This window comes from Nocardioides sp. NPDC023903 (genome assembly GCF_040639295.1).
GTDB lineage: Bacteria > Actinomycetota > Actinomycetes > Propionibacteriales > Nocardioidaceae > Nocardioides.
In genome coordinates this window covers 1-15836 of record NZ_JBEZZS010000034.1, presented here as the reverse complement: position 1 = coordinate 15836, position 15836 = coordinate 1, and the positions used below count along the sequence as shown (strand labels likewise).

Here is a 15836-nt window from a genome sequence, read left to right as displayed (position 1 = left end):
CGATCAGGCCTCGGCCGTGATCTTCTGCTCAGCCCGGCCGAAGTCGTCCTCGAGGCGGACGATGTCGTCCTCGCCGGTGTAGCCACCGCGCTGGACCTCGATGATCGAGAGCGGCTCGTCGGTCTCGTTGCAGATCCGGTGGGCCTGGCCGACGGCGACGTCGACGGACTCGCCGGGGCCGGCGATCGTGGTCACGCCGTCGATGATGCAGGTCGCCTTGCCGTAGATGACCACCCAGTGCTCGGAGCGGTGGGTGTGGGTCTGGTAGGAGAGGCGGCTGTTGGGCAGCACCTCGATCCGCTTGACCTTGTAGCCCGGACCGATGTCGATGACGTGCCACGAACCCCAGGGGCGGGTCTCGGAGTCACCAGCCATGATGTTGCCTCATTCCTAGACACTGAACAGAAGACGCGACCATAACTGTACGCATCCGCGCACGGTTCATTGCGAACCGATATTCACCGGTCCGTTACCCGCAGGTCGCCCACGGGAGCAGATTTCTCAGCCGGAGGGCCTCAGTCGCGCCCGTAGATGTCGCGTGTGTAGACCTTGTCGGCGACATCGGCGAGCACGTCGGTGCGCCGGTTGGCGATGATCACGTCGGCCCGCTGCTTGAACTCGTCGAGGTCCTTGATGATCTCGGAGTGGAAGAACTCCGGCTCGTCGAGCTCGGGCTCGTAGATGACCACCTCGACGCCCTTGGCCTTGATCCGCTTCATCACGCCCTGGATCGAGGACTCACGGAAGTTGTCCGAGCCCGACTTCATGATCAGCCGGTAGACGCCGACCACCTTCGGCTCGCGGCGCAGGATGTCGGTGGCGACGAAGTCCTTGCGGGTGGTGTTGGCCTCGACGATCGCCGAGATGAGGTTCTGCGGGACGTCCTGGTAGTTGGCCTGGAGCTGCCTGGTGTCCTTGGGCAGGCAGTAGCCGCCGTAGCCGAAGCTCGGGTTGTTGTAGTGCGACCCGATCCGGGGGTCCAGGCCGACGCCCTCGATGATCTGGGTCGTGTTGAGGCCGTGGGTGGCGGCGTACGTGTCCAGCTCGTTGAAGTACGCGACCCGCAGCGCCAGGTAGGTGTTGGCGAACAGCTTGATCGCCTCGGCCTCGGTGGCACCGGTCATCAGTACCGGTACGTCCGGCTCGAGCGAGCCCTCGAGCAGCAGCTCGGCGAAGCCCTTGGCGGCCGGGGAGTCGTCGCCGACGACGATGCGGGAGGGGTGCAGGTTGTCGTGAAGCGCCTTGCCCTCACGGAGGAACTCGGGGCTGAAGAAGAGCGTCACCTCGGGGTGCTGCTCACGCTTGGCCGCGATGTAGCCGACCGGGATGGTCGATTTCACCACGATCGCCGCCTCCGGCGCGTAGCTGACCGCGTCGGCGATCACGCCGTCGACGCTGGAGGTGTCGAAGTAGTTCGAGGCCTCGTCGTAGTTCGTCGGGGTGGCGACGATGACGTACGCGGCGTTCGCGTAGGCGTCCTCCTTGTCGAGGGTCGCGCGCAGGTTGAGCTCCTTGGTGGCCAGGAAGCTGGTGATCTCGGCGTCCTCGATCGGGGTCCTGGCCGCGTTGACCAGGTCGACCCGCTCCTGGGAGATGTCCAGCACGACGACCTCGTGCTTCTGGGCGAGCAGGACGGCGAGAGACATCCCGACGTAGCCCACGCCGACAACGGTGATCTTCATGTTCGGCACTGTAAGCAGCGGTTCGAGGCCGGTCACAGCGTATAAACCAGCGATGTTCCCGTACGGGAACATCGCGTAAAGTGTTCATCGTGCCGTCGCCCTACCTGACCTCACCCGCCGCCTTCGGGTCGGCCGTTCGCTCGGCCCGGCGCCGCGCCGGCCTCACCCAGGGCGAGCTGGCGCACCGGGCCGGTGTGGGCAGGCGGTTCGTGGTCGACGTCGAGTCCGGCCACTCGCGCGCCGAGCTGGGCAAGGCGCTCGCGCTGCTGGAGGTCCTCGACGTCTATCTCGCCCCCACGCAGCTCTCCCCGATCGCCCCGCCCCTGGAGGACGTCGACCTCGACGCCGTCCTGGCCCGCTGTCTGACCGGCCCCTGATGCGAGAGCTGTACGCCTTCGCCGGCCGCCGCCGGATGGGCACCTTCCGCCAGGCCGGCGACCGGATCGACTTCACCTACGCCGAGGCCGCCGGCCCGACACCGATCTCGCTCTCCCTCCCCCGCACCGGCCCAGCCTTGGCCCCGGGAGCCGCCCGCGCCTGGCTCGACAACCTGCTCCCGGCCCGCGAGGACGTACGCCGCAGATGGGCGCGCGAGCGAGGCCTGCCCGACAGCGAGCCGATGACGCTGCTCGCCTCGTACGGCGACGACCTCCCCGGCGCGGTCTCGCTCTCCGCCGACCCCGACCTGCCCTGGCGCCGGGCGCCGCATCCCGTCGAGGCGCCGCTGCCCGAGATCACGACCCGCCTCGCAGCGCTACGCAACCAGCCCACCTCGTGGCTCGACCAGCGGGCCCGGCCGCGGTTCTCCCTCGGTGGTCACCAGGGGAAGTTCGCGCTGCGGTGGGCCTCGGGGAAGTGGTTCTGGCCGACGTACGAGCATCCGTCGACGCACATCCTGCGGCCGACGACCCCCGAGGAGGCGGCCGCGAGGATCGCGGAGCTGGGCCGGGCCCGCTCCAGCGGGGTGCCCGCCACCCGCACCGAGCTGGTCACCTTCGGAGCGCAGGCGGCACTCGTCGCGGAGCGCTGGGACCGGCTCGGCGGCCGGCGCATCCATGCCGAGACGATCCGGCAGGCGCTGGGTCTACGGCCGGGCGAGGACATCGACCCCGGCGGCGTACGCGACCTGTTCCTTCGGCTCGACCTGGCGCCGCCTCCGGCCGATGACGTCGACGAGATCGCCTTCCTGCTGGCCGGGGACCGGGTCGCCGTGGCACCTCGGCGCTGACGCGTCCCACCTCCCCATCTCACCGTGCGAGTGGTGCTGCCGGACAAGGGCCGACGCGTGCGTACACTCGGATTCCTGCCCACGCGGGGATGGGACATTTCGCCGTGCCGTGGAAGCCGCCACTAGCATGGGCGCCTCAACCTGACGGAGAGGTCCTCTGGTTCCGTAATGACTGCAACACACGCCGACTACCGGCTCAGCCAGCTCGACCAGCTGGAAGCCGAGTCGATCCACATCTTCCGCGAGGCCGCGGCAGAGTTCGAGAAGCCTGTCCTGATGTTCTCGGGCGGCAAGGACAGCATCGTGATGCTGCGACTTGCGGAGAAGGCTTTCTTCCCTGCCAAGATCCCGTTCCCTGTTCTCCAGATCGACAACGGCCTCGACTTCCCCGAGGTCGCCGAGACGCGTGACCGCTGGGTCAGCCGACTGGGCGTACGCCTGGTGATCGCGAGCATCGATGACGCCATCGCGCGCGGCATCGTCGTCGACGACGGCAAGACCTCGCGCAACCGCCTCCAGACCCCCACGCTGCTCAACGCGATCGAGGAGAACGGCTTCACCGCCGCCTTCGGTGGCGGTCGCCGCGACGAGGAGAAGGCCCGCGCCAAGGAGCGCGTCTACTCCCACCGCGACGAGTTCGGCCAGTGGGACCCCAAGATGCAGCGCCCCGAGCTCTGGTCGCTCTACAACGGCCGCCTGCACGAGGGCGAGCACATGCGGATCTTCCCGATCTCCAACTGGACCGAGCTGGACATCTGGGACTACATCGGCCGCGAGGGCATCGAGATCCCGCAGGTCTACTTCGCTCACCAGCGTCGCGTCTTCGAGCGCGACGGCATGCTGCTGACCGAGACCCCGCTCAACCCGCTGCGCGAGGGCGAGGTCGTCACCGAGCGTACGGTCCGCTACCGCACCTGCGGCGACATGACCCTGACCGGCTGCGTCGAGTCGACCGCATCCACCATCCCCGAGATCATCGAGGAGGTCGCCGCTGCCCGGGTCACCGAGCGTGGCGCGACCCGCGGTGACGATCGGTTCTCCGAGGCCGCCATGGAGGACCGCAAGAAGGAAGGCTACTTCTGATGGCCATGGACCTCCTGAGGTTCGCCACCGCCGGCTCGGTCGACGACGGCAAGTCCACCCTCATCGGGCGGCTGCTGTTCGACTCGAAGTCGATCTTCACCGACCAGCTCGAGTCGGTCGAGAAGACCTCGCAGGACAAGGGCCACGGCTACGTCGACCTGTCGCTGCTGACGGACGGACTGCGGTCCGAGCGCGAGCAGGGCATCACCATCGATGTGGCCTACCGCTACTTCGCGACGCCCAACCGCAAGTTCATCATCGCCGACACCCCGGGCCACGTGCAGTACACGCGCAACATGGTCACCGGTGCCTCCACCGCCGACCTCGGCCTGGTGCTCGTCGACGCTCGTCACGGGCTGACCGAGCAGTCGCGCCGTCACGCGGTGCTGCTCTCGCTGCTGCGAGTGCCCCACCTGGTCCTGTGCATCAACAAGATGGACCTCGTGGACTACTCCCAGGAGGTCTACAACAAGATCTCGGCCGAGTTCACCGCGTTCGCGACCAAGCTCAACATCCCGGACCTCGAGGTCATCCCGATCTCGGCGCTCCAGGGTGACAACGTGGTGACCCGCTCCACCAGCATGGACTGGTACTCCGGCCCGACGCTGATCCACCACCTCGAGCACGTCCACGTCGCCTCCGACCGCGACCTGGTCGACGTGCGCCTCCCGGTGCAGTACGTCATCCGGCCGAAGTCCGACGACCACCACGACTACCGCGGCTACGCGGGCCAGGTCGCCGGTGGAGTGCTCAAGCCGGGCGACGAGGTCATGGTGCTTCCCTCCGGGATGACCAGCAAGATCGCCGGGATCGACCTGTTCGACAAGGAGATCCCCGAGGCGTTCCCGCCGATGTCGGTGACCGTCCGGCTCGAGGACGACGTCGACGTGAGCCGCGGCGACATGATCTCGCGGGTCAAGAACGCCCCCGAGCCGAGCCAGGACATCGACGCGATGATCTGCTGGATGACCAACGCTCCGCTGCGTCCGCGGCAGAAGCTGGCCATCAAGCACACCTCCAACTCGGCGCGAGCGCTGGTCAAGGACATCCAGTACCGCCTGGACGTCAACAGCCTCCACCGCGACCTGGAGACCAAGGAGCTCGGCCTCAACGAGATCGGCCGCGTCCAGCTGCGCACCACCAAGCCGCTGCTGTGCGACCCCTACTCGAAGAACCGCACCACCGGCTCTTTCATCCTCATCGACGAGGCGACCGGCGTCACCGTCGGCGCGGGCATGATCAACGACTGAGCGCGTTTAGCCACTGCCGAGTCGGCGCAAACGGACCGGAGCGCAGCGAGGACCGGATTGCGCCGACTCGGCAGTGGCAAACGCTGCCGGCTATCTCATACCGACCTCACCAGGTGATCTTGTGCCTCAGCAGTTCTCTCCCACGCCGCGCGAGCTCGACGACATCGAGCTGATCGTCTCCGGGGCCCTCCCGGGTCCGCTGAACGCTCCCGGGTCGGCGTTGACGCTCACCCTGCCGGCCTCGGTTGCCGAGAGCGCGGCCGCGGACGGCGCGGTGGAGATCGTCGACCCCGAGGGACTTCCACTGGCCCGGGTCACCTGGCCCGCGGGCGAGGTCACCGGCCTGTCCTCCCCCGCCTACGGTCCCTTCCGACGGCTCCACCTCACCCCGGAACAGACCCGGAAGGCGTACGCCGGGCGGACGGTCGTCCCGGTCACCGACGCGCTCACCACCGCCGAGATCGCGGAGATCGCGGCCCTCGGGCCGGTGCTGCTGCTCGCTCTGGTCGGGCACGGCACGCCGTCGCTCTCCCCCGTCGCCCTGCTGCGTGCCTCGTTGCTGGCCGCGGAGGACCTCCCCGACGCGGCCGTCGTCGCGGTGCCGCTGGCTTCGCACGACGACCCCGAGGCCGACCACGCCCTCGGGGTGGCCGTGGTGGAGGCGTACGCCGGGGGTGACCCGATCCACGCACTCTCCTCGGGCAACTCGACCGAGTCGGCCGACTACACCGAGGCGATCGCCGCGGTCATCGCCTCCGACCAGCCGGCGCCTGAGGACCAGGGCCTGGTCATCTTCTTCACCGGCCTGTCCGGCTCCGGCAAGTCCACCCTCGCCCGTGCCCTGATGGATCGGATCCTCGAGCAGGGCGCGCGCACGGTCACCTCGCTCGACGGCGATGTCGTGCGCCGCAACCTGTCGGCCGGGCTGACCTTCTCCAAGGAGGACCGGGAGACCAACATCCGCCGGATCGGCTGGGTGGCCGCCGAGATCTCCCGCCACGGCGGCCTCGCCGTCTGCTCCCCCATCGCGCCCTTCGACTCGACCCGCCAGGACGTACGCGGCTACGTCGATGACGCCGGTGGCGCCTTCTTCCTGGTCCACGTGGCCACGCCGCTGGAGGAGTGCGAGCGGCGCGACCGCAAAGGCCTCTACGCCAAGGCCCGACGCGGCGAGATCCCCGAGTTCACCGGGATCTCCTCGCCCTATGAGGAGCCGGCCGACGCCGACGTACGCGTCGACACCACCGGCCGCTCGATCGAGGACGCCTTGGACGACGTCATCGAGGGCCTGCGCTCGGCGGGTTACCTCGACCTCGCCTGAGCCGCGGCTCAGCGGTCGCGGTAGACCAGCCCGGACAGGCGCCAGGCGAGCATCCGGCGGAAGCGCGGGAGCCTCGCGAGCGTGGACAGCACCAGGTTCCGTACGCTGCGCCGGACCCCCTGCGCGATGCCGAACCGGGTCAGCCGGTCGGAGAGCTCGATGACTTCCTCGGCGACGGGCCGGCGGCGGGCGGCGTAGTCGTCGAGCGCGTCCTCGCCGCGGGCGATGGTCGCGACGAGGGCGTCTCCGAGCACGACCGCGTCCTGGAGACCGGTGTTCATGCCCTGGCCGCCCGCGGGGCTGTGCACGTGGGCGGCGTCGCCGGCGATCAGGACCCGGCCCGCCCGGTAGGCGTCGGCGACCCGGTGGTGGACCCGGAACCGCGACCCCCACAGGACCTCGGTGACCTTGGCCGGACTCTTGACGCCACCGCGCCGGTCGAGAAGGCCCTGGACATAGTCGACGTCGGGCTTCTCCGGGGCCTCGGGGACCGGTGCGACGAACCGGAACGAGCCGTCGGGCAGGGGCGCCGAGACCAGGGTGCCCTCGGGAGAGAAGTAGAGGATGACCTCGTCGTGCGGCAGGTCGCCCTCGATGCGTACGTCGGCGAGGCTGAACGACTCGGCGTACTTTCCTCCCGGGAAGCCGATCCCGGACTTGTCGCGCACGGTGGAGTGCATGCCGTCGGCGCCGACGAGGTAGCGCGCGCGGATCTCGGTGCCGTCCTCGGTGGTGGCGGTGACGCCGGTGTCGTCCTGGACGAGGTCGACGAGGGTGAGCGGCCGGCGTACGTGACCGCCGAGCTCGGTGAGGCGCTCGAGGAGGACCCGCTCGGTGACCGCCTGGGAGACCATCAGGGCGTAGGGGAACTCGCTGGGGAGGTCGTCGAAGCGGATCGGCACCAGGACCTTGTCGCGGTCACGGATGGTGAAGCGCGGCGCCTCGATGCCCTCCTCGACAAGGCGAGCTGAGACGCCGAGGTCGGCGAGGACCTCCAGGGTGCGGGCGTGGACGACCGCGGCCCGGGAGGTGTTGTCCCCGGAGGCCTGGTTGTCGATAACGGTGACGTCGATGCCGGCTGCGGCCAGCTTGGCCGCCACCGCCAGCCCGGTGGGGCCGGCGCCGGCGACGAGGACATCAGTGGTGATGGTGGACATGATGCGCTCCTTGCTCTGATTCGGAGGTCAACACTTGTTGGCCAACTGGTGTTGACCAAGTTAGCGCGCTGTCGCCATTGACGTCAACGAGCGTTGGCCTACACTTGTTGGCATGACCGATATGCGCCGATCCGGAGCTGAGACCCGCGAGCGCATCCTCGCCGTCGCGCGCGAGCACTTCGCGCGGCAGGGATACGACCGCACCACCATCCGCGCCATCGCCTCAGAGGCGCAGATCGACCCGTCGATGGTGATGCGCTACTTCGGCAACAAGGAGGAGCTCTTCAAGGTCGCCGCCTCGATCGACCTGGCTCTCCCCGACCTCTCCACGACCCCGGAGGGCGAGGTCGGCCGCGTGATGACCGCCCATTTCGTACGCACCTGGGACTCCGAGGGCACCCTGATGGCCCTGCTCCGCCGGGCCGCCTCGGATCCCCAGGCCGCGGAGCAGATGCGGAGCATCTTCGCCACCCAGGTCGCCGCCGCCGTCGCTCCCCTGTGCCCCGACCCGACCGAGGCCGCCCGCCGGGCAGCCCTCGTCGCCACCCAGCTCCTCGGCATCGCGCTGGGCCGCTACGTACTCCATCTCCCACCCATCGTCGAGATGGACCCGGAGGAGATCGTCACCTGGGTGGCCCCGACGATCGACCGCTACCTCACCGCCGAGTCGGCTCAAACTGACCAAAACGAGGGCCGAGTCGGCTCGTCATGACGAGCCGACTCGGCGAATCTTGCGCCTATCGCTTGAGGCCGAGGAGGGCCCAGGCCTCGTCTGTGCTCATCGGCTCCCGCTGAGCGACCGCGGCCGCTTCTACGGCACGCTCGACGAGCTGGCGGTTGGCGTCGACGGGGACACCCTTGGCAAGGGTGAGTACGTCCTCCATCCCGACCCGCAGATGCCCGCCCATGGCCAGCGAGGTGAGCATGACCGGGAGGGTCGAGCGGCCGATGCCGGTCGCCGACCACGAGGTCACCTCGTCCGGCAGTGCGGCGACGCCGGCGACCAGCGCGGCAGAGGTGCCGGGCATGCCACCGGGCACGCCCATGACGAAGTCGACGTGGACCTTGCCGCCCGCGGGCAGGCCGTACTTGCCCAGCAGCCGCTGCAGGGCGGCGACGTGCCCCAGGTCGAAGAGCTCGAACTCCGGCACCACGCCGCGCTCCTGGGTGAGCTGGTAGAGCTCGGAGATGAACGGCCACGGGTTGGAGAAGACGTCGTCGCCGAAGTTGGTCGTGCCCATCGTCAGCGAGCAGGAGTCCGGCCCGGCGTCGAGCACCTTCAGCCGCTTGTCCAGCGGGTCATGGACCGAGCCGCCGGTGGAGAGCTGCACGATCAGCTCGGTCTTCTCGTGGAGCGCGTCGACGGTCTCGGTGAGCCGCCCCAGGTCGAGCGTCGGCGCGTGGTCGTCGTCGCGGATGTGGACGTGGATCATCCGCGCCCCCGCCTCCTCGCACTCGACGGCCGTCGCCACCAGCTCCTCGAGCGTCGTCGGCAGCTGCGGGCAGTCTTCCTTCGCGGTTTCCGCCCCGGTCGGCGCCACGGTCACAAGCAGTCCAGTCACCCGGACAATCTAGCGCCATTCAACGGATCCACCGCAATATCTCCGCCCAATGATGGCAAAAACGACGTGGGAGCCCCAGTGTCAAAGTGACACCGGGGCTCCCACGTCAGGGATCGTCAGCCGATCGGGATCGTCACCTCGGCGACGTTGCCGACCGCAGCGTGGACCTTCTTGTCCACGGGCTCGGCCTTCGGCGCGAGCGTACGCAGCGTCCACTCGCCGTCGCCGGCGAAGAACCGGAAGTGGCCGGTGGCCGAGGTGGGCACCTCGGCGGTGAACTCGCCGGTGCGGTCGAGCAGCCGGACATACGCACCGTGGACCGGCTCGCCGCCACGGGTCACCTGACCCTGGATGACTGCTTCCTTGGCGACATCGACGCCGGCGAGCGAGAGCCCGCCCTCAGTTGCTCCGCACATGCTCAGGCCTCCCCGGGCTCGTCGCCGGTGACGACCGGGACGCCGACGAGGGAGCCGTACTCGGTCCACGAGCCGTCGTAGTTCTTCACGTTCTCCTGGCCGAGGAGCTCCTTGAGCACGAACCAGGTGTGCGAGGAGCGCTCGCCGATGCGGCAGTAGGCGATGGTGTCCTTGCTCCAGTCGACGCCGGCCTCGGAGTAGATCTCCTTGAGCTCCTCGTCGGAGCGGAAGGTGCCGTCGTCGTTGGCCGCCTTGGACCACGGGACGTTGGCCGCGGTCGGGATGTGACCGGCGCGCTGGGCCTGCTCCTGCGGGAGGTGGGCCGGCGCGAGGAGGCGGCCGGCGAACTCGTCAGGCGACCGCACGTCGACCAGGTTCTTCACGCCAATGGCCTCGACGGTCTCGTCGCGGAAGGCGCGGATCGAGAGGTCCTGGTCCTTGGCGGTGTAGCTGGCCGCCTCTCGGGTGACAGTCTCGTCGGTCAGCTCGCGGGAGTCGAGCTCCCACTTCTTGCGGCCGCCGTCGAGGAGCTTGACGTCCTGGTGGCCGTAGAGCTTGAAGTACCAGAAGGCGTACGCGGCGAACCAGTTGTTGTTGCCGCCATAGAGCACCACAGTGTCGTCGTTGGAGACGCCACGCTCGGAGAGCAGTGCGGAGAACTGGTCCTTGTTGACGAAGTCGCGGCGCACCTGGTCCTGCAGGTCGGTGGTCCAGTCGAGCTTGATCGCGCCCTTGATGTGGCCCTTGTCGTAGGCGGTGGTGTCTTCGTCGACCTCGATCAGCACCACCTTCGGGTCATCGAGGTGCTCCTCCACCCACTGGGCGGAGACGAGGGAGTTCTCGCGGGTCATCTAGGTACCTTTCGTTGGTGTTTCTTGCGTTCAGGGGGTCAGGCCGAGGGGATGAGACCCACTCGCCTGATCAGCAGGTAGAGCTCGCAGCCGAGGCAGAACTTGAAGGCGGCATTGAGCACGGCCGCGACAAGTGCGAAGCCGAGCGCGATCTGCGCCACGAGCGTGGCGCCGAGGATGAAGCCCACGAGCGCGACCAGCACGAAGGCGAGGCCGACGCCCTGGGCGAACCTGGGCGGTGCCGGGTCCTCGAGCTCGTTCGGAGCCCCGAGCCGGGGACGTACGAACTTCTTGAAGAGCCAGGAGTGCGGGGTCCGCTGAACGCCGAGACCGGCCCCGATCGCGAAGAGCACGGTCTGAATGGCCGTCACCACCAGAGCCCATGGCTGCGGGAGCAGCAGAGCCAGGATGAGTACGACAACGGTCAGCGCCGCAGCGAACTGCGGGCCACGAGGGTCGATTCCGGTCTGTGTCGCCGTCTGGCCTGAGGTCTCGGACATAGGTGTGCTCCTGCGAGAGTGGAGGGGAGGTCGTCAGGAACGAGCCTGACAGGCGAAAGCGATCCCCAGGGTCGACTCGGTCGACAATCTCAGGGAATCAGCGGCAGGAACGACACAGCGCCGAGCGCACGCGGCAGTGATCCACTGCGCGGCGCTTGGTCAGCATGGTCGAGAACATGCGATGACAGTAGCGCGATGCTCGACGGCCACGAAACGAATGTCTCGTCATATGGACGAGCGTGTCAGGATTCGAGATTGACGGCAGGAATCGCACTCAGGACCTGCTCCTTGCGCGGAGCCCCCGAGGCACGTGCGATCTCGTTCCCGGAGCCGTCGATGACCAAGGTCGTCGGGGTACGCATGATGTCGAGGCGGCGCACCAGGTCGAGGTGGTGCTCGGCGTCGATCTCGACGTGCACCACGCCCGGGACGATGTCGGCGACCTCGCCCAGGATTCGCCGGGTCGCCCGGCAGGGCGCGCAGAAGGCACTGGAGAACTGCACGAGAGTCGCGCGGTCACCGAGCTCGGTCTCGCCCAGTGCGTCGGTGACCGCGTCCCACGCGTGCGGCTCGGGTGCGTGGTCCTCGTGAGTCACATGGAGCTCCTTCGTGCCTCGGAAGCGGCCGTCGCTGAGCATCCGGAAAAGGCCGAAGACGACGGCGGCGGCTATCGCGATGACGGCGATCCAGGCTCCGGTGCTCATGGAACTATTGAACCGGTAATCCGCCCCGCTCATTCCCTCGAGGCGCGCCGAAGCCTCTCGTTGGCCGCTTCCAGGCGGCGTACGTCCTCCTCCAGAGCCAGCACGCGGGCGATGCCGGCGAGGTTGAGGCCGTCGGCGAGGAGGTCACGGATGCGGACGAGACGATCGACGTCGGCGCGGGAGTAGAGCCGGGTGCCGCCCGAGGTCCGCGCAGGGTCGACCAGCCCCCGCCGCTCGTAGACGCGGAGGTTCTGGATCTGCATGTCGGCCATCTCCGCGGCCACCGAGATGGCGTACACAGCCCTGGTTCGCTCCGTCACACGGTCAATTCTGACACGAGGACTTGAAATCATCTAGCGATTGGGATATATGAAAGGTGTAACCGCTGATATAGATCCCGTCAGGAGGGAATCCAATGCTGATCCGAAGCACCGATCCGTTCCGCGAGTTCGATCGCATCACCCAGCAGCTCCTGGGCGGCGGCACCACCAACCGGCCGGCCGTGATGCCCATGGATGCCTGGCGCGAGGGCGACCGGTTCGTCATCGAGTTCGACCTTCCCGGCGTCAGCCCGGACACGATCGACCTGGATGTCGAGCGCAACGTACTCACCGTCAAGGCCGAGCGGGTCGCCAAGAACGGCGACTGGCAGATGCTCGCCAACGAGCGCGTCCGCGGCAGCTTCAGCCGTCAGCTCGTGCTCGGCGACAACCTCGACCTCGACCACATCGAGGCTGCGTACGACGCCGGCGTGCTGCGCCTGGTCGTGCCGGTCGCCGAGAAGGCCAAGCCGCGCAAGATCCAGATCGCCACCAGCGCCAAGCCGGAGCCGGCCGCGATCGAGGGCTGAGGGATAGGACCTGCCCGCCCCGGCAGGCCCTTACGCAGGTGAGTCACCGGGCGCGGGCTTCCCCAGCCCCTCGCGAATCAGCCGCCGGCGAACGGCGGAAGGAACTCAACTGTCGACCCCGGTGGGACCTCGATCCCGCCGGGGTCGCCCGTACCCGCCGGGCGGTCACCGATGAGTGCCGAGCAGACCTTCAGGATCTCGGGAAGACGGGTGTCGGCATGCAGCTCCGCGGCGCGGCGTACGACCTCTGCCAGCGTCAACGGGCCGTCGACCTCGAACTTGTCGGACGGAGTCCCGGCCGCTGACTTGGCCGCGGCCCAGTAGTGAACCTCTATAACATTCGTCACTTTCTCGTGGACATCCTTCCTATGTCACCGTCAGGTTTCGTTAATATGGTGCAACGATCACCTCACCGAGGCTCAATGTTGCGTTTCGGTGCTCCTCTTTCTCTGACCGAGAGGCACCCCCAATGAGCTCGCTTCTGTTGTTGACCAGTTCGCTCCAGCCTTCGGCAGATGTCCTTCCCGGGCTCTCGCTCCTCGGCCATCAGGTGAAGATCCTTCCTGCTGAAGGTAGCGCGCTTCTCGAGGCGCCCGACTCCGACCTGCTGCTGGTAGACGGCCGGCAGGACCTCGCCCAGGCCCGTGACCTGTGTCGTCTGATCCGTACGACCGGCACCGACATCCCCGTTCTGCTGATCGCCACCGAGGGTGGCCTCGCCGTCGTCGCCCACGACTGGGGCATGGACGACGTCGTGCTGCACACCTGCGGTCCGGCCGAGCTCGAGGCCCGGATCAAGCTTGCGATCGGCCGCATCTCGGCGGCCCGCGAGGCCTCCGACCCCGAGGCCCACGTCATCCGCTCCGGCGAGGTCGTCGTCGACGACGCCACCTACACCGCCAAGATCGGCGGCCGCCCGCTCGACCTGACCTTCAAGGAGTTCGAGCTCCTGAAGTTCCTCGCCCAGCACCCCGGCCGCGTCTTCTCCCGCCAGCAGCTGCTGCAGGAGGTGTGGGGCTACGACTACTTCGGCGGCACCCGCACCGTCGACGTCCACGTACGTCGCCTGCGCGCCAAGCTCGGCCCCGAGAACGAGACCCTCATCGGCACCGTCCGCAACGTCGGCTACCGCTTCGTGCTGCCGTCGAAGAACAACGAGGCCGCCGCCGACGGCGCCCGGCTGACCCCGTCTCCTCGCCTGGGGGCCGACGCCTAGGCTGCACCTATGGCACTCACCGTCGAACAGGTCCTGGCCATCGCGAAGGCGACCGAGGCGTACGACGGCGCGGCGCCGCTCGACGAGGCGACCCTCCTGACGCTACGCAACCGTCCGGAGGACGCCACGATCTGGGGTGACGTACGCGGTTTCGGGCTGTTGGTCGGCACCGAGCTGTCGCTGGTGGTGCTGACTCAGCATCGCGGTGTCGGCCTGGGTCGCCAACTGCTGCTCCGGGCGCCGTCTCTGGTGCCCGGGACCACGGCGTGGTCGCACGGGGACAACCCGGCGGCTGCCCGGCTGGCCGCCGCACAGGGCTGGGAGCGCACCCGTGAGCTGTGGGTGATGCGTCGTCCTGTTGCCGGTCTGCCGCCGGCTCCGGAGACACCCGACGGGATCGTCGTACGCGGCTTCGAGCCCGGCGACGAGGCCGAACTGCTCCGCGTCAACGCTGCCGCCTTCGCGCACCACCCCGAGCAGGGATCGCTGGACGAGGCCGGTCTACAGGAGCGGATGGCGGAGTCGTGGTTCGACCCGTCGGGGCTGGTCACCGCGTGGGAGGACGAGAAGCTTCTGGCGTTCCACTGGACCAAGCGCCACAGCGAGACCGAGGGCGAGGTCTACGTCGTCGGTGTCGATCCCGCCGCGCAGGGCCGTGGCCTCGGCAAGCTGGTCACGCTCCTCGGGTTGAACCACCTGGCTGGTGCCGGCGTCGAGCGGATCCATCTCTATGTCGAGGGCGACAACACCCCGGCCGTACGTCTCTACGAAGGCCTCGGCTTCACGCGCGCTGCGGCGGACACGCATGTGCAGTACACGCGCCGCTAGTGTCTTCGCGTGAAGCTGACCGATTCTCAGAGTGACCGGGCCGTCGGGGCCATCGTCGGAACCGCGGTGGCGGATGCGCTCGGAGCTCACTACGAGTTCGACCGGGCTCGGCTCGGCGCGGACGAGAAGGCGCAGATGCTCGGCGGCGGGCTCGGCCCGTTCGCGCCTGGGGAGTGGACCGACGACACGACGATGTCGTGGTGCATCCTCGACGTCGCCGCGGGCGGTCTCGACCTGCGTACCGAGGAGGGGCTGACCGCGGTCGCCCGCAACTTCAGGACGTGGGCGGAGTCGGAGCCGAAGGACATCGGCAACCAGACCGCCCGAGTGCTCAACACCGCCGGTCCCGCGCCGACCGCCGCGCAGCTGCGGCACGTCTCGGAGAAGCTGCACGAGATGACCGGCCACACGGGAGGCAACGGCTCCCTGATGCGTACCGCTCCCGTCCCGCTCTGCTATCTCGGCGACCGTCCGGCCGTCGCCGAGGCAGCCGCCGCGGTGAGCGCCCTGACCCACTGGGACGAGCATGCCCGGTCCGGCTGCGTGCTGTGGTCCCTGGCGATCGAGCACGCGGTGATGCACGGCGAGCTCGACGTACGCTCCGGCCTCTCCCTCCTTTCCCCCGCCGAAGCCACCTTCTGGACCGAGAAGCTCGACGAGGCCGAGACCGAGCCGCCGACGAAGTTCAACCCCAACGGCTGGGTGGTCACCGCCTTACAGGCCGCCTGGTCGTCGATCGCCCAGACCCCCGTGCCCGAGGCCGACCCGTCGAGCCACTACGTCGAAGCGCTCAACACCACCATCCGGATCGGCAACGACACCGACACCATCGCTGCCATCGCCGGGGGCCTTCTCGGCGCCCGCTGGGGCGCCACCGCCATCCCCGCCGAGTGGCGCAAGCTCAGCCACGGCTACCCCGGTATCCCCGGAGACTTCCTGGCCACGCTCGCCCTCGACACCGTTGCCGCAGGCCGTTCCTGACCGTCGAGTCGGCAGAACTGGCGCGCCGAGCAGGTAGTTGTGGGCGACGAAAGTAGAGATTCGTCGCCACGCCGACGGTGACACCGAGGTGTGCCACCTCTTGGCGGTAGCCCAGGGTCAGCATTTCGACTCCGGCTTTGCTCGCACCGTAGGAAGCCAATCCGGCCAGGGGCATGAAGGACAGTGCGGACGCGACGACCAGCACGT

At 68.5% G+C, this 15836-nt stretch carries 21 protein-coding genes; 10 read left to right on the top strand and 11 right to left on the bottom strand.

Annotation, left to right across the window (positions count from 1 at the left end):
- Window positions 1-3: 3 nt before the first annotated feature.
- Together AB0F44_RS24890 and AB0F44_RS24885 are read right to left on the bottom strand one after the other, a co-directional pair.
- Window positions 4-375, bottom strand: coding sequence for a phosphomannose isomerase type II C-terminal cupin domain (locus AB0F44_RS24890; protein WP_091045897.1), 372 nt, complete (start codon window positions 373-375; stop codon window positions 4-6).
- A 140-nt stretch (window positions 376-515) separates the two neighbouring features.
- Entirely contained in the window at window positions 516-1682 is a 1167-nt protein-coding gene (locus AB0F44_RS24885) for a nucleotide sugar dehydrogenase (RefSeq protein ID WP_357359344.1), read from the bottom strand.
- An 89-nt stretch (window positions 1683-1771) separates the two neighbouring features.
- On the opposite strand from AB0F44_RS24885, the gene AB0F44_RS24880 reads away from it, so the two are divergent.
- The 5 genes from AB0F44_RS24880 (at window position 1772) to cysC (ending at window position 6564) form a co-directional block, all read left to right on the top strand.
- Window positions 1772-2059: a helix-turn-helix transcriptional regulator gene (locus tag AB0F44_RS24880; protein WP_357359343.1), complete on the top strand. Its 288-nt coding sequence runs from the start codon at window positions 1772-1774 to the stop codon at window positions 2057-2059.
- Window positions 2059-2910, top strand: coding sequence for a HipA N-terminal domain-containing protein (locus AB0F44_RS24875; RefSeq protein WP_357359342.1), 852 nt, complete (start codon window positions 2059-2061; stop codon window positions 2908-2910). The genes AB0F44_RS24880 and AB0F44_RS24875 overlap by 1 nt, the downstream gene beginning before the upstream one ends.
- Before the next feature lie 168 nt (window positions 2911-3078).
- Complete coding sequence (gene cysD, locus AB0F44_RS24870; protein ID WP_350660983.1) at window positions 3079-3993, top strand: sulfate adenylyltransferase subunit CysD; 915 nt, start codon at window positions 3079-3081, stop codon at window positions 3991-3993.
- The gene (locus AB0F44_RS24865) at window positions 3993-5243 is read left to right on the top strand and encodes a GTP-binding protein (RefSeq protein WP_355021524.1); all 1251 of its coding nucleotides are present in this window, start codon (window positions 3993-3995) and stop codon (window positions 5241-5243) included. The genes cysD and AB0F44_RS24865 overlap by 1 nt, the downstream gene beginning before the upstream one ends.
- A 121-nt stretch (window positions 5244-5364) precedes the next feature.
- Window positions 5365-6564, top strand: coding sequence for an adenylyl-sulfate kinase (gene cysC, locus AB0F44_RS24860; RefSeq protein WP_357359341.1), 1200 nt, complete (start codon window positions 5365-5367; stop codon window positions 6562-6564).
- A gap of 8 nt (window positions 6565-6572) precedes the next feature.
- On the opposite strand, the gene AB0F44_RS24855 is transcribed toward cysC, so the two are convergent.
- Window positions 6573-7721 (bottom strand): FAD-dependent oxidoreductase, encoded by a 1149-nt coding sequence (locus AB0F44_RS24855; protein ID WP_357359340.1) that lies wholly within the window; start codon window positions 7719-7721, stop codon window positions 6573-6575.
- Between the two features lie 112 nt (window positions 7722-7833).
- Between AB0F44_RS24855 and AB0F44_RS24850 the strand changes: the two genes are divergently transcribed.
- Window positions 7834-8433: a TetR family transcriptional regulator gene (locus AB0F44_RS24850; protein ID WP_357359339.1), complete on the top strand. Its 600-nt coding sequence runs from the start codon at window positions 7834-7836 to the stop codon at window positions 8431-8433.
- 25 nt (window positions 8434-8458) lie between these two features.
- On the opposite strand, the gene AB0F44_RS24845 is transcribed toward AB0F44_RS24850, so the two are convergent.
- The 6 genes from AB0F44_RS24845 to AB0F44_RS24820 all read right to left on the bottom strand — a co-directional run bounded on the left by AB0F44_RS24845 (window position 8459) and on the right by AB0F44_RS24820 (window position 12074).
- Window positions 8459-9283: a 3-keto-5-aminohexanoate cleavage protein gene (locus AB0F44_RS24845; protein WP_357359338.1), complete on the bottom strand. Its 825-nt coding sequence runs from the start codon at window positions 9281-9283 to the stop codon at window positions 8459-8461.
- Window positions 9284-9399: 116 nt separating this feature from the next.
- Window positions 9400-9699 (bottom strand): DUF1416 domain-containing protein, encoded by a 300-nt coding sequence (locus tag AB0F44_RS24840; protein ID WP_045549621.1) that lies wholly within the window; start codon window positions 9697-9699, stop codon window positions 9400-9402.
- Window positions 9700-9701: 2 nt separating this feature from the next.
- Window positions 9702-10550 (bottom strand): sulfurtransferase, encoded by an 849-nt coding sequence (locus tag AB0F44_RS24835; RefSeq protein ID WP_357359337.1) that lies wholly within the window; start codon window positions 10548-10550, stop codon window positions 9702-9704.
- Between the two features lie 38 nt (window positions 10551-10588).
- Window positions 10589-11050 (bottom strand): DUF4395 domain-containing protein, encoded by a 462-nt coding sequence (locus tag AB0F44_RS24830; protein WP_357359336.1) that lies wholly within the window; start codon window positions 11048-11050, stop codon window positions 10589-10591.
- Window positions 11051-11292: 242 nt separating this feature from the next.
- Window positions 11293-11754 carry a thioredoxin family protein gene (locus tag AB0F44_RS24825; protein WP_357359335.1) on the bottom strand — a complete coding sequence of 154 codons (462 nt, stop codon included), beginning with the start codon at window positions 11752-11754 and terminating at the stop codon, window positions 11293-11295.
- Between the two features lie 29 nt (window positions 11755-11783).
- Complete coding sequence (locus tag AB0F44_RS24820) at window positions 11784-12074, bottom strand: MerR family transcriptional regulator (protein ID WP_357359334.1); 291 nt, start codon at window positions 12072-12074, stop codon at window positions 11784-11786.
- Window positions 12075-12169: 95 nt separating this feature from the next.
- Between AB0F44_RS24820 and AB0F44_RS24815 the strand changes: the two genes are divergently transcribed.
- Window positions 12170-12604 carry an Hsp20 family protein gene (locus tag AB0F44_RS24815; protein WP_357359333.1) on the top strand — a complete coding sequence of 145 codons (435 nt, stop codon included), beginning with the start codon at window positions 12170-12172 and terminating at the stop codon, window positions 12602-12604.
- Window positions 12605-12681: 77 nt separating this feature from the next.
- On the opposite strand, the gene AB0F44_RS24810 is transcribed toward AB0F44_RS24815, so the two are convergent.
- Window positions 12682-12951 carry a MoaD/ThiS family protein gene (locus AB0F44_RS24810; protein ID WP_357359332.1) on the bottom strand — a complete coding sequence of 90 codons (270 nt, stop codon included), beginning with the start codon at window positions 12949-12951 and terminating at the stop codon, window positions 12682-12684.
- A 122-nt stretch (window positions 12952-13073) separates the two neighbouring features.
- Between AB0F44_RS24810 and AB0F44_RS24805 the strand changes: the two genes are divergently transcribed.
- The 3 genes from AB0F44_RS24805 to AB0F44_RS24795 are packed head-to-tail and all read left to right on the top strand — an operon-like array spanning window position 13074 to window position 15629.
- Entirely contained in the window at window positions 13074-13820 is a 747-nt protein-coding gene (locus AB0F44_RS24805; protein ID WP_160026765.1) for a response regulator transcription factor, read from the top strand.
- A gap of 9 nt (window positions 13821-13829) precedes the next feature.
- Complete coding sequence (mshD, locus tag AB0F44_RS24800) at window positions 13830-14648, top strand: mycothiol synthase (RefSeq protein ID WP_357359331.1); 819 nt, start codon at window positions 13830-13832, stop codon at window positions 14646-14648.
- A gap of 9 nt (window positions 14649-14657) precedes the next feature.
- Window positions 14658-15629, top strand: a complete 972-nt coding sequence (locus AB0F44_RS24795; RefSeq protein ID WP_357359330.1) for an ADP-ribosylglycohydrolase family protein — start codon at window positions 14658-14660, stop codon at window positions 15627-15629.
- Here AB0F44_RS24795 and AB0F44_RS24790 read toward each other — a convergent pair.
- On the bottom strand, window positions 15550-15834 hold the full coding sequence (locus AB0F44_RS24790) for an SDR family NAD(P)-dependent oxidoreductase (RefSeq protein WP_357359329.1): 285 nt from the start codon (window positions 15832-15834) through the stop codon (window positions 15550-15552). The two genes, AB0F44_RS24795 and AB0F44_RS24790, sit on opposite strands and share 80 nt — an antisense overlap.
- Window positions 15835-15836 lie beyond the last annotated feature (2 nt).